Here is a 26068-nt window from a genome sequence, read left to right as displayed (position 1 = left end):
GGAGGGTACATTGCCTATGGTTCAAGCCCCGGGTCGGGTAACGAACAGTACACAAGGCTCTTCAGAGCAGGCAAGTACACGAAGACGAATATTCATGGCTGCCATCGGAGGATTGATTGCAGCGTTCGGACTGGATTTATTTCTTGTTCCTAGCGGAATGATTGCAGGAGGAATGACCGGGATATCAGCATTGGCATCGCATGTGACAGGGCTCCATACAGGCATGTTCCTATTCGCGCTGAATATGCCGCTGCTGTTCATCGCCTATCGTCATTCCGACCGGGAGAAGGCGCTCATCGCTACGATCGGGCTGTTGTCCTTCTCCATCTGTTCCGTCTTGTTCTTTCCACTTCCAGCACTAATCGACAGTACGATTGGCAGTGCAGCCATTGGCGGTATATTCGTAGGCGTTGGCATCGGGATCGGGCTTCGTTATGGCATTGTGCTCGATTCGTTGCAGCTTCCCAAAATACCGCAGCCATTGTCGCATTTATTAAGTCGTCTAAAGCCCTCTCATATCCCCATCATCATCAACCTGGTCGTATTAACACTCGCTGGGTTAATTCTGGGTTGGGAGGGGGCAATGTATTCTGCAATTGCTTGTCTGATGGCGCTGGAGGCTGGACGTATTATAACCTCTCGCCTGCCGCTTAAGCGTGAAGTTCAGGTCCATAGCGTAAGCGGACGTGAAATTAGGCATAGCGTTAAGGCCATTATGGGCTATGAACCTCGGCACACCAAGCCGAATGATGAAGCGAGCGCCGAGCGTGCCACTGACGATTCAGGTCCGGAACCAATAGTGTACCAGGTGCATGTTCTGGAAATGCCAAGATTCAAGTCCATTATCAAAAGTTTGGATCCTGAAGCAAGGATCACCACCATTCAGAAATAGGTTTGAACACATGAATCAGCCAGCGAGGGATTTCCCTTGCTGGCCTGATTTTTTTCTATAAAGAATTCGCGATCATTTACGAAACTGTTGGATCAGAAACAATATAAGCGAACCCACTACACTTATGACAAGACAAGTAACGATCGGAAAATATATCTTCATATGGGGTCGATCAACTACGATATCCCCCGGTAGCCTTCCAACAAAACGCCCAATCACAGGCCACAACAATCCAATCACAATCAGAATCCCGCCGATCCACAAGAGAGCCTTGGTTACAGGATGCACAATACCTCACCTCTTATCCTTCATGAACACTTATCTTTGTATCATAAAGGATAGTTAGCTCTGACTGCAATTATACAGAAGAGACGGCAGAACGAAAATTATTGTTTCTTCAATCGGATCACGTTCCAGGATGCCTTGGATATTCTGGCTGTCACTATCCCATCATCAAGCTTGGCCCTGTTAGAATATTGAGGTTTGACTCGCTCCACCTCAGCAGTATTGACTGCCTTCAAATCCTCGTTCTCCAGTACGATAAACTCCAAGAGTCGATACCCCTCGAAGCTCCGTACATCGCACACCAGATCCAACGCTTCCTCAAGGTGACGATTGACTGCAAAGATCGTTATCTCTTCAACCTCTTCGTTATGGACCACCGCACTATCCAAATATGGAACATCGGTAAAATCCTTGGAATCATATTTAGGAGATTCGACGATCGGCAGTAGAGAGACTCCCCGTCCGTATTGCGATGCATGAAGATAAGGATAAAAGATCGTCTGTTTCCAGGCATGTCCGCCATTCTCGGTCATGATTGGGGCAATAACATTAACGAGCTGTGCCATACAAGCGATTTTGACGCGGTCTGCATGTCGCAGGAATGTGATCAGCATACTGCCGACTAGCAGGGCATCCTCAAAGTTATATATATCCTCCAGTTGTGGCGGGGCCACGCTCCAAGGCTCGATTATACGATCCGCATCGTTGGAGTGATACCACACGTTCCATTCATCGAAACTCAGATGCATTGTTTTTTTGCTGCGTTTCTTCGCTTTGATATAATCACATGTCGATTTGACGGTATGAATAAAGTGATCCATATCCAGCGTCAACGCCAAATAATTAGCCGTATCATGATTACGGTTGCCGTAATATTGATGCAGCGATATGTAATCGACAGCTTCATAGGTATGCTCAAGTGTAACAGCTTCCCACTCGGGGAACGTGGCCATGCTTGAACTGGAGCTTCCGCAAGCAACCAATTCAATGGTTGGATCCACCAACCGCATGGCTCTCGCCGTTTCAAGTGCCAAGCGACCGTACTCTTCCGAAGTTTTGTGGCCGATCTGCCACGGTCCGTCCATCTCATTGCCCAAGCACCACGTCTTGATCGCATGCGGCTGCTCGTGACCATGACTGCGACGCAGATCGCTCCAGTACGTACCTCCCGGGTGGTTTGTATACTCCAACAGATTTCTGGCGGCATCAATCCCGCGTGTTCCGAGATTGACAGCCATCATCACCTCTGAGCCAACCTCCTTGGCCCAGGAGAAGAACTCGTTCGTCCCAACCTCGTTCAGCTCCAACGTCCGCCAAGCCAACTCTAACCGTCTCGGACGTTCGGCAACCGGTCCAACACCATCTTCCCAATTGTAACCGGATACGAAATTGCCACCCGGATAACGAATAATGGGAACATTCAGTTCTTGAATCAAGGCTTTCACATCATTCCGAAATCCGGCAGCGTCCGCTGTGTCATGACCAGGTTCATATATACCGCCATATACGGCACGACCCAAGTGCTCAATAAAGGAGCCATACATCCGCTTATCGACTTCCCCAATACGAAACGACCGATCCACAATCATTCGTGCTTTCAAATCTACAGCTGTCAATCTACTCACCTTCACCTTCCGTCTGAAATAATGTTAAACTGTTTTAAATATCCTTGAATGAATTCGATTTCAAGTATAAATTATCATAGGAATTTGGATATGTAAACACATAAATATAAATCAATTTATATAAATAAGAAATAAATAAAATACGAATAACTTATTTAACTTGCCTTGATTTCTGTCGACTATTTATCTCATAAAGATTATGCTACGGTAGGTTGAATCTTTATTTCACGAGTAGATTGATTTATAATAACCTAAAATAAATAGCTTGTTTTATGGAACAACCACGTAAACAATCTCGAATTGGAAGAAGGTTTAAATATCATATGATATATATTAAGGATTTAATGAGTGGACTTGATATTTTCAAAGCGCTTAGCTCGGAGATCCGCATTCAGATTCTGGAATTACTCTCAAAGAACGAAAGCCTGAATCTGAATGAGATTGCTAGCCGACTCAATTTGAGCAATGGCGCAATTACGATGCATATCAGAAAGCTGGAAGAGAGCGGCCTCATCGAGATCAACACCACCGGCGGCAAGCACGGAATTCAGAAGATCTGTTACTTGAACAAAGATAAATTGATGGTCGATCTGCGCAGCAAGGATACAGATAATCTATATGAGGTTGATATTAAGGTTGGACACTACAGTGACTATCAGGTTACTCCGACGTGCGGACTGGCCACGAAAGATAGCATCATCGGTGACTTTGACGATCCGCGCTATTTCGCGGACCCGAATCGTATTCATGCAGAGATCGTCTGGCTCACCGAGGGGTTTCTTGAATATCGAATTCCGAATTATTTGAAATCCAATCAGAATTTCCGTGAAATCCAGTTCTCCCTGGAACTTGGTTCGGAAGCGCCGGGATACAATAACAACTACCCTTCCGATATCTTCTTCTACCTGAACGGGGTTGAACTCGGCAGTTGGACGAGTCCAGGGGACTTCGGTGATACACGTGGTACGTTTAACCCGGATTGGTGGCCCCCGCACCTGAATCAGTACGGCATGCTGAAGCTCATTCGGATCAATCGCGAAGGATGTTTTATTGATGGCTACCGCATTTCAAACGTCAGTCTGGATCAGATCCAGCTTGATTACAAGAGTGAGCTTACGTTCCGAGTTGCGGTGAATGAACGCTCCGTTAACAAGCGCGGCTTAACGCTGTACGGCAAGCACTTCGGTAACTACAGTCAGGACTTGCTGGCTCGTATCCTGTACGATGTAAGGGAAGGGTAACACCGTCCACGTATATACGACATAAATTGAAGAGCGAGACAGGCTGGATACCTGCTCGCTCTTGTTCTCTACTCTGTTAATGATTGTCCTCATTCAAAGCCTTTAAGATTGTATGGCGATTTCGAAGGGCATGGGCTTCCCGCAGGCTCTGTGCGAATAGCTCCTCATCCACTCCGAGATCACGAAGATTAGCAGGTCCTCCTGCTTGGCGCAGCAGCGAAGCCATCGCTTCCCTAGAGGGAACTTGCCGCAACCATTCCTGCACCTGCTGCCTGTGCTGTTTCCAATCCTGGGGCTCTGCATAAGGATATTCGCCTCTCTCTGCCGCGTCATGATACAGCTGAGAAATTTCGCTGGATGCCACGCCTACCTTGGCCCCGTGCAGCAGCGCCTTTCGCCCTTTCTGCAAATAGGCCATCTCCCAATAATGAGACAGATGGTGCTCTGCTCCGGAGGCCGGGTGGGATTGACCGAACAACAGCATCGCGATCCCTGATTCGATCAATGCGGTCATGAGAATTTGGATCCCCGTTTCCGTCCGCTTACCGATATCTTCTACATGTTGGACGCAGGACTCCAGCGCCCTCTGGGTAATACCAGCTACCTGTTCATCATATGGTTCGCGTGCCGTATGTGAAGAGAATCTCCAATCGAGCAATGAGGTATACTTGCCGAGCATGTCACCGAATCCGGCGGCTACCAGCAACTGCGGCGCCTTAACCAGGATGTCCAGATCCGCGAAGAGCGCGATCGGTGCCGAGGCTTGGAAAGTCTCTTTCACTCCACGTACAACGATTGGCGCGCCGGCCGAAGTGAATCCGTCCACCGAGGGTGCAGTCGGCACGGATATGAAGGGCTTGCCTGACCGGTGCGCGGCAAATCGCGTGATGTCATGAATCGTGCCGGAACCAACGGCGATCAGACATCCTGTACGCTCAGGTTTCACCTCAATCAGAAGCTGTAGAATAGATTCCGCGTCAGCCACAACATTACCGATTGTATCCGGCTGTATGATGCACAAGTTCGGTTCCAGTCCCTCATCCACCAACGCGTCCATCAAGCGGGTACCCGCAGCCTCGAACGTGTTGGCATCCGCCACAATGATCGGTGAGGATAATGACCGTCGTTTCAAAAATGCCGGAATATCGTCTAAAGCACCCGACTCAAGCTGCATATGCAATAGTTCTGAGAAAGTTGGCTGATTCTCCCTCAACTGGCTCATTAGACGTCTAGCATAACTCAATGAATCCGTCATAGATATTCCTCCCATCAACCCTGCTTAACTTCATCCACCTCTGGTGAAGTTCATGGTTCTATTCGGCTGACTGCTTGATCCGCTTCAATCGCTTCATTACGTCGTTATCTCCGCGGCCAAAATAGTCGTGCAGTTTGCCGTATTCCTGATACAATTGCTCGTATATGGCGACATGCGCGGGAATCGGTTGAAAGCTCTCTTCCTTTACCCGGGCCATCTTCGCTGCAGCATCGATGATCGAATCGTACCCGCCTTTGTCTTGGCCGGCAGCTACAGCAGCAAACATAGCGGCACCTAGCGCTGGCGTCTGCTTCGAGTCTGCGATCTTGATCTCCCGATTGGTCACATCAGCATAAATCTGCATCAAGAGCCGGTTCTTCTGCGGCAATCCGCCACATGCATACAATACATCGACCTTCACCCCGTTATGGTGAAAGGCATCAACGATCTTCCGGGTACCGAAAGCCGTTGCTTCCAGCAACGCGCGATAAATCTCTTGAGGCTTCGTCAGCAGCGTCATTCCGAGCAGCATGCCCGTAAGATCGGTATCCACCAGCACGGAGCGATTGCCGTTCCACCAGTCGAGCGCTAGCAAACCGGTCTGTCCCGGCTTATATGCAGCCGCCTCTCGCTCAAGCCACTGATGCACGCTGATCCCTGCTTCGGTTGCAGCTTGTTGGACGTACGCTGGAAGCGCTTCTTCCACATACCATTCGAATATATCCCCTACGGCCGATTGCCCCGCTTCATAGCCGTACAGCCCTGGGATAATGCCATCCTCCACTACACCGCACATTCCCTCAACCTGCTTCTCTTCGGTACCGAGCACCATATGGCAGATGGAGGTCCCCATCGCCATCACCAGCTTGCCGGGCGTTACGACACCCACAGCCGGTACAGCTGCATGAGCATCTACGTTACCAACCGCAACGGCAATGCCCGGAGACAGTCCCATCTTCGCAGCCATTTCCTCGGTAAGGCCACCGGCGGTGCTGCCAAGCGGAATAACATCTCCACGCAGCTTGGTTTCCGTTAATTTCTCCAAACGAGGATCAAGCGCCTTGAAATAATCCGTGCTCGGATAACCGTCGCCCTTGTGCCAGATAGCTTTGTAACCTGCGGTACAGCTGTTCCGTACGATGTTCCCGGTCAATTGGGAGATGACCCAGTCGGCAGCTTCAAGAAACCGATCCGTACGTTCATAAATAGCAGGTGCTTCATCTAGAATTTGCCACACCTTGGCGATCATCCATTCCGAGGAGATCTTCCCCCCATATCGCGGCAAAAAAGCTTCTCCCCGTTCAGCTGCAATCGCGTTAATTCGATCAGCTTCCGGTTGAGCGGCATGATGCTTCCATAGCTTCACCCAGCTGTGCGGTTGCTCAGCAAGCTCGGGATGAAAACAAAGCGGCTCTCCTGCTCCATCGATGGGCAGCATCGTGCAGGCCGTAAAATCAATACCGATGCCGATCACATCGGCCGGATGGATTCCTGACTCGGCAATTACGGCTGGCACCGACTGCGTTAGGACCTCCAGATAATCCCCAGGATGCTGGAGCGCCCAGTCCTGCTCCAGCTTTTGGCCGGAACCGGGCAGAAACTCATCGATAACATGATGACGATACGGTGTGACGTGATCGGCGACCTCTTCTCCATTGGACAGATCCACCAATACCGCTCGCCCGGACTGCGTTCCGTAGTCAATGCCAATGGCATACTTATTCCCCATTTCATTTTCCCTCCATAATGAACTATAGAATGATGATGACTACAGTGAATTATTACTTCTGGCCATAGTAAGCGCTAGCTCCGTGCTTCCTCAGAAAGTGGCGATCCAACAGCGACTGGTCCATCGGTTCCGCATCCGGATTGATCTGCTGCATCCGGGCAGCAATCTTGGCGCATTCCTCCAGCACAACGGCGTTATGAACTGCATGGTGAGCATCCTTGCCCCACGCAAACGGTGCATGGGCATGAACGAGGATACCCGGCACCATCATCGGATCGAGTGTTGCAAAGCGTTCAACGATGACTTTACCGGTCTCTTGTTCATAAGCCCCTTCGATTTCGGCACGATTCATCGGGCGTGTTATCGGAATTTCACCGTAGAAGTAATCCGCATGCGTTGTGCCATAGGCGGGAAGTGCGCGCCCGGCTTGAGCCCAGCTTGTTCCCCAAGGCGAATGGGTATGGACAATCCCGCCGATATCCTGAAACTGCTGGTACAGAACAAGATGCGTCGGTGTATCGGAAGATGGCCTCAACCCACCTTCGACCACATTTCCCTGCAGATCCAATACAACCATATCCTCGGCCTTCAAGTCCTCGTACGGCACTCCGCTAGGCTTAATGACAACTAGTCCGCGCTCACGATCGATCCCGCTGACATTCCCCCACGTAAACGTGACCAAGCCGTAGCGGGGAAGCTCCAGATTGGCTTCCAGCACCTGCTGCTTCAGATTCTCCAACATGAGCAACCGCTCCTCTCCATATTTTGTAGCGTGTGGAGTAACAACCTTGTACGTACAAGTTAGATCGGTAAAGGTCCGATATCTTCAGACCTCTCTTACATGCATATATCACTTCAACTTTGTTACCGATTCTCTCTCAACCAGCGTCGGCTGGTAGATCGTATCCTCAATCACCGTTTGCTCCTCAATCATGCTAATCAACTGTCTGGCCGCTAATACGCCCATCTCTGTCTTCGGATGGGTCATCGACGTCAGTTTGACGCCTGACGCAACCGCTAGCGTCGAATCATCAAATCCTACCACCGACACGTCTTGCGGAATATTCAGGCCACATTGCCCGGTTGCCTCAATGAGCGATACAGCCAGCTCATCGTTATAACAGACTAATCCCGTCGGTCTTAGTTCATAAGGAAGATGAAGCAGCGTTAACGCCTGGCTATAGGGTAATTCGCCCTTCTGTTCCGTTGTATACGTAATAACGCGATCCGGAGAAACTGTAAGGCCTGCTTCCCGATGAGCGCGCAGAAACCCCTTCAATCGATTCACCCCTTGCAAATCGTCCCGTTTGAAAAAGCCCGCAATCGTGGTATGTCCGCTTGCAATCAGATGACGCGTAGCCAAATAGCCGCCAAGTTCATCATCCACCTTAAGACATGGGCACTCGAGCTCGCGATACTTCTCATTGATCATGAGGAACGGGATTCCCTTCTCCTGCAAAGATAGAAAGTACCCTAGGTTCGGATTGCCTTCCGCACTCTTGGTCGGCTCGATAATTAGCCCGCTCAGCGGCTGACTGGTCATCAGCCTTAGGCTTTCCATCTCCTTCTCCTTATGATTATCGGTGCTGGAGAGCAGCAGGCGATAGCCCTTGCTCCGCAACTCCGCCTCAGCCCCGCGGACAATATGGGGGAAGATGTAGTCCGAAATATACGTTGTAATGATGCCGATCGTCTTGACTTGCTCACTTTCCCGCCGCTGTGGATTTCGGGCGAAGGTTCCCTTGCCCTGGATTCGCGTGAGCCAACCCTCCTTCTCCAGTTCGCCAAAAGTCTGACGCACCGTCTGGCGGCTAACACCGAATTGATCGGCAATTTCATGCTCCGAAGGTACTTGTCTTCCGGGCTGTAGTCTCCCTGATTCGAACCAGGAGAGCAATTCATTTTTTAAAACCATATATTTGGGTATCCGTCTATTATTCATTCTTCACCTCTGGCCTCACGCACTCATTATGCTAGGATTTGCAAGAATCCTGCTCTTCCCGCTATTGTAACACAGCCCGGTGAAAAATCAGACAACCTGCGGGATCAGCGGTAACGGTAAGCCGCTTCACTCCAGCGAAGTTCGTTCTTGAAGCGCTGTAAACTCGTATCTTTATCAATGATGACAGCTTCAATCCCCGCCATCTCAGCCCAATCGCTTAGATGCTCTGATGTCATCGCATACGACAGAACGGTATGATGGGCACCGCCAGCCACAATCCATGCTTCTGCGGATTCACGCAAGGACGGTTGCGGCTTCCACAGCACGCGTGCTACCGGCAGCTTCGGCATCGCCTGCTCTACCTTAACTCCGTCCACCACGTTGACAAGTAGCCGGAACCGATGACCGAGATCGATAAGTGATGCATTAACCGCAGGTCCGTCTTGGCCGTTAAATACGAGCCGCGCCGGATCGCCCTTCCCTCCGATTCCGAGCGGGTGTACCTCCACTGTCGGCTTATCCATAGCAATGGTTGGACAAACCTCCAGCATATGCGATCCTAGAACCATATGGTTGCCCGGCTCGAAATGATACGTATAATCCTCCATAAACGAGGTGCTCTGATTGTTAGCCAGCACTTTAAGCACGCGTGTCAGCGCGGCGGTCTTCCAATCGCCTTCTCCACCGAAACCGTAACCCGATGCCATCAAGCGCTGTACAGCAAGCCCCGGAAGCTGGTTCATGCCATGCAAGTCCTCGAACGTAGTCGTGAATGCGCCGAATCCGCCTGCTTCAAGGAAATGACGAAGCGCAATCTCAATTCGCGCCTGATATGCAATCGAGTCTCGTACATGCCCCTCATTAAGTCCGTCTCTTGTTATCGTATATTCCTCTGCGTATTCCTTAAGCAATCCCTTTACTTCATCGTCACTGACTTCGTTCATCGCGTGAACGAGCTCACCAATCCCGTAACCGTTGACCGACCAGCCGAGTCGAATCTGCGCCTCGACCTTATCTCCTTCGGTAACAGCAACCTGGCGCATATTATCGCCGAATCGCGCGACTTTCAGCCTGCGGCTCTCCGCATATGCCGCCGCCGTCCGCATCCAGCCGGCAATGCCGCCTCGCACCTCCGGGTCCTCCCAATGGCCGACAATGACCTTGCGAGCCATGCCTAGACGAGCACCGATATGTCCGTATTCACGGTCACCATGAGCGGATTGATTCAAATTCATAAAGTCCATGTCGATCGTCTCCCATGGAATGTCTCGGTTGAATTGCGTATGGAAATGCAGCAGTGGTTTTTGTAGCTGAGACAAGCTGCAATCCACATTTTTGCGGGAGAGAACGTATGCATCCAGGTGATAATTCCTGCACAAGTTGTATCATTGTTTGCTTCAAGAATCAGCTGATAAATTTCATCCGCTGTCGTTACGATTGGCTTGAATACGACGGGATAAGTGAATTCAGAATCTTGATCAAGGTCGTTGGCCACGATCCGTGAATGCTCAGCCACCTGCTCCAGCGTCTCAGGGCCGTACAAATGCTGGCTCCCGGTAACAAACCAGAAAGAATGCGGTTTCAATTCCATGTTCTAACGCCTCCTAGATATACAATGCTTCCTACCTAATTTGTACATACCACATGATGTATAGTCCTAATTAAATATAAATGTACGTACAAGTAATACACACATTCTACCCCCGCCTCCCCAAAATTTCAATACCGAATGTGAATATATAGAAAAAGACTGTCCCTGGTAGCAAACGACCCAGAGTACAGTCTCAATATTATGATATGAGCCATATTCACACCGATAAATAATGCTCGAATTGTTCCATATCGATAAGTTCCGGAACGCCCTCTGCCATCATGCTGCCCTTATCCATCACATAAATGTAATCCGCTACACTGCGAACAAATTCGATGCTCTGCTCCACCAGAATGACTGATGTATCTCCTCTGGCCTTAATTCCGCGGATGACTTCCTGAATCTCCTCCACAATCGAAGGCTGAATTCCTTCCGTTGGTTCATCCAACAGGATCAGTTTGGGACGGGAAGCCAAAGCTCTGGCGATTGCCAACTGCTGCTGCTGTCCACCGCTCAGATCCCCGCCTTGACGATGATACATCTGCGGCAGTACCGGAAACAAGGATAAGACATCTTCAGGAAAATCTTTCACTCTCGGCACACACGGCTCAAGTCCAAGTAGCAGGTTCTCCTTTACCGTAAGCTGCGGAAAAATTTCACGCCCTTGCGGGACATAGCCGATGCCACCTCTCGCCCGCTTCACAGAATCCCAACCAGTCACATCCTGTTCTTCCAAGTTCATTCGTCCTTGCCGGATTTTTAGCTGGCCGGTTAGGGTACGCATCAACGTTGTCTTCCCGACACCGTTACGTCCCATCAAACACACGACCTGGGCCGTATCCACCACCATGGATACACCGCGCAGAACGACGCTCTCCCATACCCGGATTCAATGCCCTGAAGCTTGAGCATTAGCCTCCCTCCTCTTACCCAGATAGACCTCAGCTACGACCGGGTCTCGCTGTATCTCTGCCATCGAGCCTTCCTTGAGCAGCTTTCCTTCATGCATCACCGTGACCTTGGCCGCATAGGAACGGACAAACTCCATATCATGTTCCACAACAACGACCGAGCATTCCGCAGCAATATCCCGCAGCAATTCACCCGTCTTAATCGTCTCCTCATCGGTCATTCCCGCTACCGGCTCATCCAGCAGCAGAAGCCGCGGCTTCTGTAGTAGCAGCATGCCGATCTCGAGCCACTGCTTCTCACCATGGGAGAGCGAGCCTGCGCGCATATGCAGCCGATTCGACAGACCGATTCGCTCAAGCAATTTTTTCATCTCGAAGGTCGTGCAGCGATCTCTTTTCACCCTAAGAGCACGGATAACACTTCGGTCGGGGTCAACGGTCAGCTCAAGGTTCTCTTTCACGCTGAGATTCGGGAATATGGACGGAGCCTGGAATTTACGCCCGACCCCAAGCCCGGCAATCTCGAACTCCCGCTTGCGCGTAATATCCAGTCCGTCACCCAGCATAACGCGACCGGCTATAGGATTGGTCTTGCCACAAATCACATCGAGCATCGTTGTCTTGCCCGCTCCGTTCGGACCGATCAGAAAATGCAGTTCATTTTTGCGCAGTGCCAAGCTCATTCCATTAACGGCCACGAATCCTCCAAAGGTAACCGTTATATCCTCAGCGGACAAGACAACTTGGGGGCGGCCAATCTCTCTGATTTCTCCGCGAACCCGCGTGGATACATCAACCTTCTTTGCGTACGGCTGCATGGGCCGTCCCTCCTCTTCGGGATAATGATGTGACTACCTTCTCCCATATTCCAGTTAACCCTTTGGGCATCAACACGACCACGATAACAAACAACGCGCCTAACACCAGCAGCCACCCTTCCGGATAAGCCTCGCTGATTCCCGTCTTGGCTGCATTCAGGAGAACAGCTCCGATGATTGCACCAATCAACGTTCCCCGTCCTCCAAGCGCCACCCAGAGTACCATTTCAATTGATGGCACGATTCCCATCATTGACGGTGAGATGATTCCTACTTGAAGCACGAACAACATCCCGGCAAGACCTGCCAAGCCGCCCGAAACCGCAAAGGCAAACGTTTTATAACGGGACGGATCATAACCCAGAAACCTGACCCGGTTCTCCCCGTCTCTTGCCGCTTCCAGCACCTGACCTACTCGACTGTTGACGATCCTTCTGCATAAAATATAGGCTCCCACCAGAACAGCGAGTGTGATGAAATATAAGCCAATCTTGGTGGAAGGGGTATTCAGATTAAAACCAAGGATCGAACTATAACCGGTCAGACCGTTCGTTCCACCCGTCCATTCCTGCTTGCCGACAAACAGTGTGACGACGATCATCACGAGCGCTTGCGTCAATATCGTAAAGTAAACCCCGACGATCCGATTCCGGAAGGTAAAAAAGCCAAGAATTAGCGCGAGCAGCGCGGGGATCAAAATCCCGAGTAGCAGCGCAACGGGGAACGAGCGAAAGGGCTCCCAGAACCAGGGCAGCTGCGTTATGCCGCTCCAGCTCATGAAATCAGGTAGCGACTGACCGCTCGCATCCAGTTTTAAATACATGGCCATCGCATAGGCGCCAAGACCAAAAAACACGCCATGGCCCAAGCTTAAAATTCCGCCATACCCCCAGATCAGGTCGAGCCCAACCGCCAGAATCGCCAGTGCCAGAAATTTCGTCAGCAGACCGAGGCGGAACGAGGTCATAAACAACGGGGCCATACACATGGCCAGAAGAACTAGGCTCCACAAGATTCGTTTGGTTCGGCTGCCCGGGGTCCCTGTTAACCATCTCAGTATCAAATCTAACCCCTCCCTAATCCAGACTACGCGATCTCAATGCAACAAGGCCGCGTGGTTTCCATTGCAGAAACGCAACGATACAGGCAAACACCAGCACTTTACCAATCGAAGCCGATGTGTAAGTCTCAAATAGCGTATTAAACATCCCAATGCCAAGCGCACCTGCAACAGTGCCAATCAATTTGCCCACACCGCCGAGCACCACCACCATGAATGCATCCACGATATAATAGGTACCAATAGATGGACCGATCGGTCCGAGCAGCGTCAGCGCACAACCGGCAATACCAGCAATACCCGATCCGATCGCGAAAGTGAGGCCATCAACACGACGGGTGGATATACCAAGACACCCGGCCATGTTCCTGTTCTGCATAACGGCACGCATTCTTCTTCCTTGAACGGTTCGGTAGATGTACATATACATTGCCGTTAACACGGCTGCCACAAGTACTATAATGAATATCCGTTTATAAGGAAGTACGATGCTCGAGGTTATTACGAGCCCCCCGTTCAGCCACGATGGGCTCGTCACCGCTACGTTCGGTGCGCCAAAGATGAACCGCGCGATCTGCTGCAGCATCATCCCTACGCCCCAGGTAGCCAGCAAACTATCGAGCGGTCTGCCGTACAGATGGCGGATCAATACGGCCTCAAGCAGCCAGCCTATTCCGGCTGCAACCACGAATGATATGAGCAGCGCAGCAATGAAATAAGTATCCATCCAGGACTTTGGCATATAAGCATTGAATAAATTTTGCGTGACGTAAGTTGAGTATGCTCCGATCATAATCAGTTCGCCATGTGCCATATTAATAACGTTCATCAGCCCGAACGTAACAGCCAGACCAAGCGCAATTAATAACAGAATCGAACTGATACTAAGCCCATTGAACAACTGCAGAATAGCCATTTCCATTCGGTGTCCCTCCTTATGTGGAAGGCCACTATAGGCCTCCACAGCTCGCCGCATTATTCTCCGCTTAACCCTGCCGCCCAATCATACGTCTTCAGATACGGGTCTGGCTTCACCGGTTCACCTGAATTCCATAGCTCCTTGAATTGTCCATCTGCTTGAACTTCCCCGATTCGAACGGTCTTATAGATATGCTGATTATCACCATCGAGCGTCACTTTCCCCTCTGGTGCAGCGATCTCAATTCCCTTGGCCGCTTCCTTCACTTTCGCTACATCCGTGGACCCCGCTTTCTCAACAGCCGCTTTCCATAAGTACACCGCGGTATAACCAGCTTCTATCGGATCAGCCGTAACACGGTCTGCGCCGTATTTGGCTTTGTATTTCTCCACGAAGGCTTTGTTCTCCGGAGTATCCGTCGTCTGATAGTAGTTCCACGCGGCCAGATGGCCTTCGAGAATATCGGCGCCAATGCCGCGAATCTCCTCTTCTGCTACACTGACCGACAGCGTGGTCAGATCCTTGGACGTAATGCCTGCATCCTTCAATTGCTTGAAGAAAGCGACATTACTGTCCCCGTTCAATGTGTTGTATACGATATCGGGCTTCGCTTCTTTGATCTTCGATATGATGGTGCTGTAATCGGTATGTCCCAGCGGCGTGTATTCTTCGCCTGCAAGTTCACCGCCTTCGGCAGCTAGTTGAGCTTTAATGATCTTGTTAGCCGTCCTAGGAAATACATAGTCCGAACCGAGCAGGAACATCTTCTTGCCCCGATTCTCAAGCAGCCAGGAGACTGATGGCACGATCTGCTGATTCGTTGTTGCACCTGTATAGAAAATGTTAGGGGATGACTCCAGCCCTTCGTACTGTACCGGATAGAATAAGAGACCATTGTTTTGTTCGAATACAGGAAGCATGGCTTTGCGGCTGGCCGATGTCCAGCCACCGAATACGGCGGCGACCTTATCCTGCTGAAGCAATTTGCCTGCTTTCTCCGCGAAAGTCGGCCAATCCGATGCACCGTCCTCAATCACGGGTTCAATCTGCTTGCCCAGCACTCCGCCTGCCGCATTAATCTCCTCGATGGCCAGCATTTCAGCGTCTTTGACAGAGACCTCGCTGATAGCCATCGTACCGCTGAGAGAGTGAAGTATGCCAACCTTGATCGAGTCGCCCTTGGCTTCAACAGCCGGAGTCTCACCACTTGCCCCGGTATTGGGTGCCGCATCCTTTTCCGGAACACAGCCCGACATCAAAATAGCGCATAATACAAATGAAGCCCATCCTTTAACGATAACGCTTTGTTTCTTCATACGCTCCAACTCCCTTTTTTCTGTTTCCGAACGTTCTGTCTCTAATACCTCTTCTCTGTTCGTTATTCCACATTATAGTTGCCTGATATTTCCTGTGTCAATAATTCTTACATAAATTTATTTCATTTTTTCATTTTTAGTAAAAATGTCTCATATTTCTTGCGTTATCGTTATGAAACATAACAACTAATACGTAAATTTACTTATTTACATTAATTTTATGATTATAAACTTTATTTATATGTTAGATATAATAACATTCATTAAAATTCAAATGTAAAAACAGCAGCCCTCGAGATACCATCCCGAAGACTGCTGCACAAATTCGCATTCACACGATCATGCGTAAACATTGTAATTTTATAATACGGGTACACGATCCGGATAATCCGTGATGATCCCATCCGCTTTCATATGCAGCAGATACGGAATTTGATGCATATCACGAATCGTCCAAATGAAACTCTTCATCCCGGATTGATGAATTTTCTGGATCAGTCCCCGGGAAACTAGTCGCATGGAGATATTCACGTAATCCGCATAGGTACACACTTCATTCATCCGCAGCTTCGACAGTTGGCTTGAACTCGTAATCACGATCCCGAGCGGAATTTCTGGCATCAACTTATGAAGCCGCTGCAGTGAGTCTGCATTAGCGGATTGTACGATAACAGGTGGAATCAATGACGAATGTCTATCTACTGCGTGTAATTGGGAATGAAGCTGTAAACAGGCAACCAAATCTTGCTCAATGCCGGGGTAGAACTCTGGCGATTTCAGCTCGATCAGCAGTCCCGTTCGTTCCCCGAATCGCATAAGTACCTCTTGCAAAGTAGGAATGACCTCATCTTTAAAATCCGCGCTGTACCATGACCCCACATCCAATCGTCGTAGCTCGGATAACGTCATGTTGCCGACCTTGCCTTTGCCGTTACTTGTGCGATCGACCGTCATATCATGGATGACCACAAGCTGACCGTCACTTGAACGCTGCACATCCAGCTCCAGCATATCCGCCCCCATCTCATCGGCTTTGGCAAAGGCAGCCAGCGTATTTTCCGGAGCGTAACCCGACGCCCCCCTGTGCGCGATATGAATCCAGTTGCCGTTGCCTGTATCCGAAACTTCGATTCTTGTCTGATACGGATAATGGGCGGTATCCTCAGATGCCCGATAACCGAGTAAGGCAAACCATGCCATCATGGTGATAAAGGCTACTGCTTTTTTCATACGCTACTCTGCTCCTTTCCAACCGATCACGATTAGTTCTTCCCCTACCTTTCCCTTTTCAATCGACAACAGAAGCCGCAAATTTATATCTTTGATTACTTTTAACTCTTGTAATATGAACTTAAATGGAGTAATTTGTACTTAAGTGAACTTTATGAAACCATTATAAATTTACCTTAAGGAGATGAATGTTCTATGGAAAGACGCTATGCCTCCCATCCCAATGAAGTGAAACAATTCGACACCGATCGGCTTCGCCAGGAATTCCATATTCCGACCTTGTTTAGTCCTGACAAGCTTGAGCTTGTCTTAACGCACGAAGATCGCTTGATCATTGGTGGCGCTAACCCTGTTAAAGAGCAAGTAAGACTGGAAACTGACCTGAAGGAGCTTGGTGTAACTTCTTTTCTTGAACGCCGGGAGCTGGGCATCATCAATATTGGCGGCCAAGGAACGGTTCTTGTGGATGGCACGGAACACGAGCTAAGTAACAAGGAGTGTCTCTATGTTGGCATGGGAGCGGGAGAGGTTGTCTTTAAGAGCACAGATTCTGCGAACCCTGCAAAATTCTATCTCAATTCTGCGCCTGCGCACCAGACGTTCCCAACGGCCAAGGCAACACTTGAAGAAGCCGATTCCAGCGCACTCGGAGATATTAAAAATTCCAATGACCGTGTCATCTATCGCTTCATTCATCAGAAAGGCATTCAAAGCGCCCAACTCGTCATGGGAATGACTCTACTCAAGGAAGGAAATATGTGGAACACCATGCCTGCGCACACACATCCGCGTCGCATGGAAGCCTATCTCTATTTTGATCTGCCGGAAGACTCCGTTGTATTTCACTTCATGGGCCAACCGTCTGAAACCCGTCATCTGGTAATGCGCAATGAGCAAGCGGCTATTTCACCTAGCTGGTCGATTCATAGCGGCGTTGGCACAAGCAATTATACTTTTATTTGGGGGATGGCCGGAGACAACAAGCGTTATGACGATATGGACCCTGTATCCATGAAGGAGTTAAAATAGAGGGAGTTATTCAAATCCCCACGGAAGAGTTGAGATATATGAACCCGTTACGTCGCTATGAGAAAATCATGGAGTATCTACTCACACATAAAGAGGTGACCGTCGCTGATCTGAGCCAGCAGCTTCAGGTAACCGGAAAGACCATACGTGAGGATCTCACCAAGCTGGAGGAGCAAGGACTTATCGTCCGCGTTCACGGCGGGGCCGTGCTTGCGCAAACCGATCATTTCGGCATCCTTCCATCCAAGGAACCGCTGGTCAAACATAATGATGAGAAGAGTGAGATCGCCCATAAGGCGCTGGACCATATTCATAGTGGAGATATAATTGCATTAGATGGGGGAAGCACGACGCTGCAGATCGCACGTGGTCTGGAAGATCGTTCCCTCACGGTTATTACCAATGATGTGCATATTATCGGCGAACTTGCTTCCAAGACAAACATCCGGCTCGTTGTTCCCGGTGGATACCGCGTGCGCAACATGTTGGCCGGTCCCGAAGGCGTCGCGTATGTCAAAGAGTTGAATATCCAAAAAGCCTTTATATCTGCAACCGGCGTCCATCTTGATCATGGCCTGACCATTTATACCGGTGAGCTGATTCCGTTTAAACGGGCATTAATCGAAACTTCACGAACCGTATACGCTGTCGCAGACCATCATAAATTCGGACAAACGGCCCTGCGCACCTTCTCTTCGCTGCAAGAGGTCAGTGGCATCATTACCGATACCAAGCTGGCACGTGAAATGATGGAACAATATCAAGCCGCAGGAGTCACATTAATTTGATGTTATAAAGACGATAAGTTAAGTAGCCTGATAGAACCTGAAAGGGGAAACGAGCATGAGCAAGTTTGATCTCTCTGGAAAGACAGCACTCGTTACCGGCTCTGCCCGTGGCATGGGCCAGGGCATAGCCATCGCCTTGGCAGAGGCGGGTGCTGACATTGTTGCCGTATCCATGAACACAAGCGCCGATACGATTGATGCGATCTCCTCGCTTGGAAGACAGGCCGCCGAAATTAGGGTGGACCTGAGCGACCAGTCGAAGCTGCAAACCACGTTCGACCAAGCGCTGGAACTTACCGGTCATGTTGATATACTCGTCAATAACGCTGGTATTATTCGCCGTACCCCAGCCAAGGACCATGCGGTGCAGGACTGGCTCGATGTCATCGATCTAAACCTCAATACGGTGTTCTTGTTATCTCAGATCGCAGGCAGACATATGATCGATCGAGGCAGCGGCAAAATCATCAATATTTGCTCGATGCTGACATACCAGGGCGGCATCAATGTGCCTGGTTATACCGCCAGCAAGCATGGTGTGGCCGGATTAACCAAAGCCTTGGCGAATGAATGGGCGGCAAGCGGTGTTCAAGTCAACGGCATTGCTCCGGGTTATATCGAAACCGACAATACGGCGGCCATTCGCGAGGATAAAGAACGCCGAGCATCGATAACCGAACGGATCCCGGCAGGCCGTTGGGGCAAGCCTGAGGATATCGGCGGACCTGCCGTGTTCCTTGCCTCTTCTGCCTCCGATTACATGAACGGCCATGTATTATGTGTAGACGGAGGATGGATGGCCCGTTAAGTCATTACCTCCCCCCTTAATCGCGATAAGCTCCCGTTGGTTTCGCTAGTTCTGCTGCGGAACAACAGGAGCTTTTTCATATGCTATTCGATGAAGTAACATAGTACCTACCTGACGAATACACTTACCATCCTTTGGGACATGCTAACTTTAACCAAGTCGACCTTCTTAGGACCTTGAATGAAGAAAGGATGGTATTAACATCATGCGCAGAACAACCAACCGCTGGATCAGCCTCACGATTCTGCTTGCCATAGCCTGCATGGGTATACTCGGGGGCTGCGCAGGCAGTAAACAAGCAAGCCGCGTCCCCGGACAGAATATGGGCATTAATCCATACAGAGTGAACACGGGCTATTTGCTTCGTCATGCAATTGATCGGGGTACACTGCGAATCGGAACTGAACGAGATTATCCTCCCTTCAGTTATATTGGAATCGGAGGAAGACTCACCGGGTTCGACGTAGAGATTGCGCAAGAGGTAGCCCGCCATATGGAGCTAAAGGCTGAGTTTATAGAAACGGATTGGAAGAGTCTGCTTCCCGGCCTGACCGAGGGGAAATATGATGCTGTATTCAATGAGATTGAGGATCGACACGACCGGAGAGCACTCTACGATTTCTCCGTTGCCTATCTCTCAACTTCCCCGGTACTCCTTACATCTTCTGACAAGGATGCGATCCATTCTTTTGAGGATATCCGTGGCAAAACAATCGGGGTGAACCCCATTGGCAACTACGCCAATATCGCCGATAAGTATGACGCGGACATCAAACCGGTCAAATACATTCATGACGCGGCTTCGCAACTCGTAGACGGTAAGCTGGATGCTGTTATCACCGATCAGTTCTCCGTCACAAATCTGATACAGCAGTTCCCGGATATGGCTGTCAAAACAGTCGAAATCTCAAGCGCGGTTTACGAAGTATCAGCCGCTTTCGTGAAAGGAAATCCCGATCTCGTGGCAGCTGTGGATAACGCACTGGCTACCATGCAAGAAGACGGATCGTATTTGGCTATTTGGAACAAATATTTCGGCGATTCTCCATTAAGCTATAAGGGGATTCTGGATCGAAAGAATCAGTAAAGGGCGGATTACAGACCCAAATACGCATGCTCCAGCAGCGGAGCATGCGTATTTGGGTCTATATGCCTCTTAAGATTATTCTGTCTCCGTAGCGTTTCCATCCTCCGTAACATTCTCGGCAGCTTCGTCATCCGTTTGCGATTCTTCCACGATCCGCGGTACCATGACAGTCGCCAGAATCTCTTCTTCCGAAGCGTGAAGCGTAATGCCCTCCGGCACGTTCAGATCTGCTACGGTGAGCCTGTCCCCAACTTCGAGCGCCGATACATCGGCAACAAGGTTCGACGGCAGTTTACCAGGTAAGCCCTCTACTTCAAGCTCCGTCAACTGCGTCTGCAGAATTCCACCCGTTTTCGTTCCGGCGGCGGTTCCTTGATAATCGATCGCTACCGTTACCCGTACAGGTTTGTTCATCGATATCCGCAGAAAGTCCACATGAGATACGTTACCGCGTCTCTTCTGAACGTCTTTGATCAAAACGGGAATCTCACCTGAACCAGGGATGTCCAACCTGAATACCTCCGAACGTCCGGTATGGAACAGTTTGGATGTGTCCTTAAAATCGACAGCTACCGCGATGCTCTCCTCGCCCCCACCGTATACAACACCAGGAAGTCCACCGTTTTCGCGAAGCTCTCGGCGCGAAGCCCGGGTAAATTCATTACGAACATCTGCTTTAAGTTTAACGTTGTTTCCTTTTGACATGAGTAACGTCCTCCTTTATCGAAAACAAAGTCTATCTCATTATTACCCTTTTTACCTGCTAACTAATCATGCATGTTCAATTGTTTCATCAGCCACTTGGCAGGTTAATAACTTGTACCCCTTTTTAATAACATATAAGGAGCTCTCTTTAGGTGACCTAAAGAGAGCTCCTTTTTTTTCGTACGAAATACATATATTTGTCCTTCAGGGATTCAGCTGGCCACGTCTTGACCGTCCGAATTGCCGGACCATGCCCCGTCATTTCCGCACCTAATCAACACGCTTACATAGGTCTGACCCTCCGGGATTTCAATGAAGCGGTCCGCCTCGCCTTCACGCTGCTCCCAATCTCTTAACCTGAGAATGCAGCCGACTCGCTTCACTCCGGCGGCAGCGTAAATTAACGCGCGGGCTTTACCGTCATCTCCCGTGTATAGATGGACGCTGCCGTCCTGAACGCCGCTCCCCCACACCCAGGCATTCCAGCATCGTAAGCCTGGTCCTTGCGCTCATACTCCAATTCGATGGCAACCATTCCTTTTTTCAATTCCGTTTGATCTTCATACAGGACCATCATCGACAGTGCTGGCACGGTCACAGATGCTCCATCCGTCGAGCCAATCGGTTCGGTGCCAGCTGCGCGGTCGTTCACAATGATGTTCCAGCGGTACGGCGTGGGTGGGAGGTCTACAGCCACATCATGTTCGTTGGCATTGATGATGACCATCAATTGCCTCGCATCGTGGTGATCGTCCCGATGCCACAATCGGCAAGCCACGATCCGGTCGCTGCAACGCAAAAATTCCATCTGCCGTTCGATCTCATCTCGTTTGCTCAAGCGAAACACGGAATATGCTTTACGAAGTGCAATCAACCCTTTGTAATAATCAAACACTGGCTTGAATCGATGTTTGCCAGCCCAGCGAATCGCATTGACGGCATCTCCGCTGCGATAGCTGTTATGATCCCCGTATTTGGTTCGAAGCAGTTCATCTCCGGCGTGCAGCAGCGGAATTCCTTGGGAGAGCAGTACGATTCCGTTAGCGATCAGACTCCGGCGAAGAATGGGCGAGCTCATGATATCGACTTCATTCATGCTGCCATAAGGATCGGAAGCCGCTACCGCCTCTCCAACGTTCCCTCCGTACTTTAATTGACCATCCTGCATCTCAAGAAAACCGGCTTCCTCACGCAATCCCTGCGAGACGATCACTTTATCCCATAGATTTAAATTATCGTGCACGGTCACATAGTTCACCGTCTCGCTCGCATGGTAAGCAAAATCATGGATCGACCCCATCATGCCTTCAACCACAGCGTTCTCACACCAGGATTCCCCTGTGGCAAAACCTCTCCCGCTACCATCGTTATCTCCCTTAATGGCATGACGGAAATGATCGTTGAATACGGCAAAAGCCTGATTCTGTTGGCTCCCCTTAACCGTTTGCTCCGCAAGCGGGCTGTTCCCCCCCGTCCATGGCTCTCCATAGAACAGTAACGTCGGCTCCACCTCATCCCGAAGCTCGGTGACAATCTCTCTCATCGTCGTCGTATCGATCAGCGCCATCAAATCGAAGCGGAACCCGTCAATACGGTATTCCTTCGCCCAATATTTCAAGGAGTCCTTAATGAATTTGCGTACCATCGGTCTTTCTGTCGCCAGCTCATTGCCAACCCCCGAACCGTTGGAGAGTTGTCCACGCTCATCCTTACGGTAGAAGTAGCCGGGCGCTAAAGTCTCGAATGGTCCATCTTCGACAGTATACGTATGGTTATAAACCACGTCCATGATGACGCGAATTCCATGGGCATGCAGCGCCTGAATCATCTCCTTCACCTCGCGTATGCGGGCGATCGGATTCGCGGGATCGGTAGCATAAGACCCCTCAGGCACATTATAATGCTGCGGATCATAGCCCCAATTATATTCGGAACTTGATGGGCTCGAAGTCATCCCGCTCAGTTCGTTTACGGTTTTGAAATCAAAAATGGGCAGGAGATGAACATGGGTAATGCCCAGCTCAACAAGATGATTCAGCCCAACCGAGTTACCGTATGGATCACGCAAGCCGGTCTCCGTGAATGCCTTATACTTGCCTTTATATTTCATTCCCGAATCCTCATGGATCGAGAAATCACGTACGTGTAACTCATACAGAATCGCATCCGTTGCTTTTGGCAGAGACGGTCTGATATCGGAGTCCCACCCTTCCGGATCACTCTTCCTCAGATTCATGATGACACCGCGGCAGCCGTTGGCTGATACAGCCACAGCATACGGATCGACTGTATATCGAACAGCGCCTTGAGCGGATTCCACTTTATACATATAGTAGATTCCGTGCATATCGCCAGATACATACGTTGACCATACGCCATCGGAGCTCCTGATCATCGAGTGTAGATTCCCACCTTCGTGTTCAGTTACCTGACCGTCCTCATTATAATCGCCCGCCGTCTCATACAGAGCCAAACTCACTTTTACAACATCCGGAGCCCAGACTTGAAAAGACGTTCCCCGTTGATTATAGATCGCTCCTAGTTTTATGCTCGTACAACTCTTGATCATGTCCATACTCATCATCACCGTCACTTTTAAGTAGATTTACTTCCTAGTATGGGCGTCAGAATCATAAGACAGACCTCTAGCATGTGAAATAGAACGCTTTCATATCATATTTATATGCCAAAAGCCTTGATTTGGCTTGGGTTTTAAGCCATTTATCCATATATTTAGGCTATTATACTAGCAATTATGCCTAGTGTCTTTCATTTTGAACAAAAAAAGCATCTGCCCAACAGGACAGATGCTATCAATATCAATGCGCAGTAACAAACTTATACCGAATCCGTTCCGATCGATTGTACAAGTGCAACGACTTCTTCCGCAGTGGCAAGATTCAGTGCTTTCTCCGCAAGCGCCTGCATATCACTGCGTGACAGCTTGCTGATCTGACTGCGAGCAGGCAGGATTGAAGTAGCACTCATACTAAATTCGTCTAAACCAAGGCCCAGTAAAATCGGAATAGCGGTCTGGTCGCCCGCCATCTCCCCGCACATGCCGACCCAGCGGCCTTCGCGATGTGCAGCGCTGATCACCATGTGGATCAGTTTCAGAATCGCCGGATTATACGGCTGATATAGATAAGACACTTGTTCATTCATGCGATCAGCTGCCATCGTATATTGAATCAGATCATTCGTACCGATGCTGAAGAAATCCACCTCTTTGGCGAATTGATCCGCCATGACCGCGGTGGAAGGTATTTCAACCATAATGCCAAGCTGAATATGTTCTGATACCGCAGTCCCTGCAGCCAGCAATCCAGCCTTCTCCTCTTCCAGGATCGACTTCGCTTCACGGAACTCAGTCAGCGTTGCGATCATGGGGAACATGATCCGCAAATTGCCGTGAACGCTTGCACGGAGCAGCGCCCGCAATTGCGTGCGGAAAATATCCTGGCGGTCCAGGCAAAGCCTGATCGCTCGATACCCAAGAAACGGATTCATCTCCTTCGGCAGATCTAGGTAAGGCAGCTCCTTGTCTCCGCCGATATCAAGCGTGCGGACGACGACCGGCTTGCCTTCCATTTTTTCGAGTACTGATTTATAAGACACGTACTGAACTTCTTCAGAGGGGAGTTTATCCCTGCCCATATACAAAAACTCGGTTCGATACAAGCCTACCGCTTCCCCGCCGTTCTCGAGCACGCCAGTCACATCGTTCGGAGTCCCGATATTCGCCGCCAGTTCAACGTGTACGCCGTCTCTGGTCATCGTCGGCTCCAGTCGCAGCCTGCTCCACTCTTCCACTTGCTTAGCATAGACCTGCTGTTTGTTGCGATATGTCGCCACGATCTCATCACTCGGATTAATGATAACTTCGCCATCGATGCCGTCAACGATCATTAAATCACCGTTCTGAACGGCACCAAGCACATTTCTCGTTCCCACCACAGCGGGAATTTCCAGCGAACGCGCCATAATTGCCGAGTGAGAAGTACGTCCCCCGATATTCGTCGTAAACCCTTTAACGTAATTTCGGTTCAATTGTGCCGTATCGGAAGGGGTTAGATCCTCCGCTACTACGATGACTTCCTCATTAATCTCAGAGGGGCTGACATAGTCGAGCCCAAGCAGAAACTTAAGAATGCGCTTAGTCACATCTCGCATGTCGGCGGCCCGCTCCTGCAAGTAGGCGCTCTTCATATTCTCGAACATCTCGATGAATTGGGTTGCCGTCTCATTCAATGCGAACTCTGCGTTGACGGATTCCGATGTGATTCTAGCTTTAACCGGATCAATCAATTCAGGATCACCCAGGATAAGCAGGTGGGATTCAAAAATCTCCGCTTTCTTCTCCCCCAATTCCTCATGCGTGCGTGCTTTGATATCCTCAAGCTCCGACCTGGACTGAGCCAGTGCCGCATTCAGCTTGTTGATTTCGGCTTCGACATCGTCAACTTGCTTGCGAATCACCGCAAAATCCGGATGCTCTACGATAAAAGCCCTTGCTATCGCGATTCCGGCAGAAGCCGCGATTCCTTTCACATTATTCATAGAGCTCTCCTAGCCCTTCCCCAATCATCACTTCTTGAAGAGCAGCTAAAGCTTCGGCTTCATTGCCGCCTTCGGCAATCAAAGTCAGCATATTTCCTTCCTCCAAGCCAAGGGAGAGAACGCCTAATATCGATTTCAATGTTACTTTCTTGCCGTTCGCCTCTGCATAAGCCTCGGTATCCTGATATTTATTCGCCGTATTCACCAAAGCCGTCGCTGGCCGTGCATGGATTCCGTCCTCGTCAATAATTCTGAATGTCTGTTGCATGTGTATCAG

The 26068-nt window shown here is 49.9% G+C and carries 22 protein-coding genes and 2 pseudogenes; 6 read left to right on the top strand and 18 right to left on the bottom strand.

Translation table 11 applies throughout. From position 1 onward, the window contains the following. Positions 1-16 precede the first annotated feature (16 nt). Positions 17-892: a YitT family protein gene (locus JCM10914_RS00495; protein ID WP_023956113.1), complete on the top strand. Its 876-nt coding sequence runs from the start codon at positions 17-19 to the stop codon at positions 890-892. Positions 893-964: 72 nt separating this feature from the next. Here the strand turns inward: JCM10914_RS00495 and JCM10914_RS00490 are convergent, their stop codons facing one another. Both JCM10914_RS00490 and JCM10914_RS00485 read right to left on the bottom strand, forming a co-directional pair. Continuing rightward, on the bottom strand, positions 965-1180 hold the full coding sequence (locus JCM10914_RS00490) for a DUF2905 domain-containing protein (RefSeq protein ID WP_023956111.1): 216 nt from the start codon (positions 1178-1180) through the stop codon (positions 965-967). 98 nt (positions 1181-1278) lie between these two features. Continuing rightward, positions 1279-2766, bottom strand: a complete 1488-nt coding sequence (locus JCM10914_RS00485) for an alpha-N-arabinofuranosidase (RefSeq protein WP_036716839.1) — start codon at positions 2764-2766, stop codon at positions 1279-1281. Positions 2767-3125: 359 nt separating this feature from the next. Between JCM10914_RS00485 and JCM10914_RS00480 the strand changes: the two genes are divergently transcribed. Continuing rightward, the gene (locus tag JCM10914_RS00480; protein ID WP_023956107.1) at positions 3126-4043 is read left to right on the top strand and encodes a transcriptional regulator; all 918 of its coding nucleotides are present in this window, start codon (positions 3126-3128) and stop codon (positions 4041-4043) included. 76 nt (positions 4044-4119) lie between these two features. On the opposite strand, the gene JCM10914_RS00475 is transcribed toward JCM10914_RS00480, so the two are convergent. From JCM10914_RS00475 to JCM10914_RS00425, 11 genes and pseudogenes are all read right to left on the bottom strand, one after another. Next, positions 4120-5298 carry a sn-glycerol-1-phosphate dehydrogenase gene (locus JCM10914_RS00475; RefSeq protein ID WP_023956105.1) on the bottom strand — a complete coding sequence of 393 codons (1179 nt, stop codon included), beginning with the start codon at positions 5296-5298 and terminating at the stop codon, positions 4120-4122. Positions 5299-5356: 58 nt separating this feature from the next. Further along, positions 5357-7027 (bottom strand): ribulokinase, encoded by a 1671-nt coding sequence (locus tag JCM10914_RS00470; RefSeq protein ID WP_023956103.1) that lies wholly within the window; start codon positions 7025-7027, stop codon positions 5357-5359. A gap of 52 nt (positions 7028-7079) precedes the next feature. Continuing rightward, on the bottom strand, positions 7080-7769 hold the full coding sequence (gene araD / locus JCM10914_RS00465) for an L-ribulose-5-phosphate 4-epimerase (protein ID WP_023956101.1): 690 nt from the start codon (positions 7767-7769) through the stop codon (positions 7080-7082). A gap of 108 nt (positions 7770-7877) precedes the next feature. After that, complete coding sequence (locus tag JCM10914_RS00460; RefSeq protein WP_023956099.1) at positions 7878-8969, bottom strand: GntR family transcriptional regulator; 1092 nt, start codon at positions 8967-8969, stop codon at positions 7878-7880. 104 nt (positions 8970-9073) lie between these two features. Then, positions 9074-10560, bottom strand: a pseudogene (gene araA / locus JCM10914_RS00455) (L-arabinose isomerase). A 217-nt stretch (positions 10561-10777) separates the two neighbouring features. Continuing rightward, positions 10778-11472 (bottom strand): annotated as a pseudogene (gene urtE / locus JCM10914_RS00450) (urea ABC transporter ATP-binding subunit UrtE). Further along, positions 11450-12289 (bottom strand): urea ABC transporter ATP-binding protein UrtD, encoded by an 840-nt coding sequence (gene urtD / locus JCM10914_RS00445; RefSeq protein WP_036716693.1) that lies wholly within the window; start codon positions 12287-12289, stop codon positions 11450-11452. Before urtD ends, urtE begins: the two are co-directional and overlap by 23 nt. Next, positions 12264-13352, bottom strand: a complete 1089-nt coding sequence (gene urtC, locus JCM10914_RS00440; RefSeq protein WP_036716690.1) for an urea ABC transporter permease subunit UrtC — start codon at positions 13350-13352, stop codon at positions 12264-12266. The genes urtD and urtC overlap by 26 nt, the downstream gene beginning before the upstream one ends. 13 nt (positions 13353-13365) lie before the next feature. Further along, a complete protein-coding gene (gene urtB / locus JCM10914_RS00435; RefSeq protein ID WP_023956087.1) occupies positions 13366-14271 on the bottom strand; it encodes an urea ABC transporter permease subunit UrtB in 906 nt (301 codons plus the stop codon). Between the two features lie 53 nt (positions 14272-14324). Further along, positions 14325-15584 carry an urea ABC transporter substrate-binding protein gene (gene urtA, locus JCM10914_RS00430; protein ID WP_023956085.1) on the bottom strand — a complete coding sequence of 420 codons (1260 nt, stop codon included), beginning with the start codon at positions 15582-15584 and terminating at the stop codon, positions 14325-14327. A gap of 360 nt (positions 15585-15944) precedes the next feature. Further along, on the bottom strand, positions 15945-16814 hold the full coding sequence (locus tag JCM10914_RS00425) for a glycerophosphodiester phosphodiesterase family protein (RefSeq protein ID WP_023956083.1): 870 nt from the start codon (positions 16812-16814) through the stop codon (positions 15945-15947). A 195-nt stretch (positions 16815-17009) separates the two neighbouring features. Between JCM10914_RS00425 and kduI the strand changes: the two genes are divergently transcribed. From kduI to JCM10914_RS00405, 4 genes are all read left to right on the top strand, one after another. Further along, the gene (gene kduI / locus JCM10914_RS00420; protein ID WP_023956081.1) at positions 17010-17843 is read left to right on the top strand and encodes a 5-dehydro-4-deoxy-D-glucuronate isomerase; all 834 of its coding nucleotides are present in this window, start codon (positions 17010-17012) and stop codon (positions 17841-17843) included. A gap of 38 nt (positions 17844-17881) precedes the next feature. Beyond that, positions 17882-18631 carry a DeoR/GlpR family DNA-binding transcription regulator gene (locus JCM10914_RS00415; protein WP_036716686.1) on the top strand — a complete coding sequence of 250 codons (750 nt, stop codon included), beginning with the start codon at positions 17882-17884 and terminating at the stop codon, positions 18629-18631. Between the two features lie 55 nt (positions 18632-18686). Then, complete coding sequence (gene kduD, locus JCM10914_RS00410; RefSeq protein WP_023956077.1) at positions 18687-19439, top strand: 2-dehydro-3-deoxy-D-gluconate 5-dehydrogenase KduD; 753 nt, start codon at positions 18687-18689, stop codon at positions 19437-19439. 205 nt (positions 19440-19644) lie between these two features. Further along, positions 19645-20526: a transporter substrate-binding domain-containing protein gene (locus tag JCM10914_RS00405; protein ID WP_023956075.1), complete on the top strand. Its 882-nt coding sequence runs from the start codon at positions 19645-19647 to the stop codon at positions 20524-20526. 75 nt (positions 20527-20601) lie between these two features. On the opposite strand, the gene JCM10914_RS00400 is transcribed toward JCM10914_RS00405, so the two are convergent. From JCM10914_RS00400 to JCM10914_RS00385, 5 genes are all read right to left on the bottom strand, one after another. Then, positions 20602-21231 (bottom strand): 50S ribosomal protein L25, encoded by a 630-nt coding sequence (locus JCM10914_RS00400; protein WP_023956073.1) that lies wholly within the window; start codon positions 21229-21231, stop codon positions 20602-20604. 212 nt (positions 21232-21443) lie between these two features. Next, positions 21444-21614: a hypothetical protein gene (locus JCM10914_RS29515; protein WP_023956071.1), complete on the bottom strand. Its 171-nt coding sequence runs from the start codon at positions 21612-21614 to the stop codon at positions 21444-21446. Positions 21615-21631: 17 nt separating this feature from the next. Then, positions 21632-23806 (bottom strand): type I pullulanase, encoded by a 2175-nt coding sequence (gene pulA / locus JCM10914_RS00395; protein WP_231638435.1) that lies wholly within the window; start codon positions 23804-23806, stop codon positions 21632-21634. 263 nt (positions 23807-24069) lie between these two features. After that, positions 24070-25791: a phosphoenolpyruvate--protein phosphotransferase gene (ptsP, locus tag JCM10914_RS00390; RefSeq protein WP_023956067.1), complete on the bottom strand. Its 1722-nt coding sequence runs from the start codon at positions 25789-25791 to the stop codon at positions 24070-24072. After that, positions 25784-26059, bottom strand: a complete 276-nt coding sequence (locus tag JCM10914_RS00385; RefSeq protein WP_023956065.1) for an HPr family phosphocarrier protein — start codon at positions 26057-26059, stop codon at positions 25784-25786. Before JCM10914_RS00385 ends, ptsP begins: the two co-directional genes overlap by 8 nt. Positions 26060-26068 lie beyond the last annotated feature (9 nt).

The organism is Paenibacillus sp. JCM 10914 (genome assembly GCF_001315105.1).
Taxonomy (GTDB): Bacteria; Bacillota; Bacilli; order Paenibacillales; family Paenibacillaceae; genus Paenibacillus_AQ.
The sequence above is the reverse complement of the archived record's forward strand: the minus strand, read 5'-3'. Positions and strand labels throughout refer to the sequence as shown.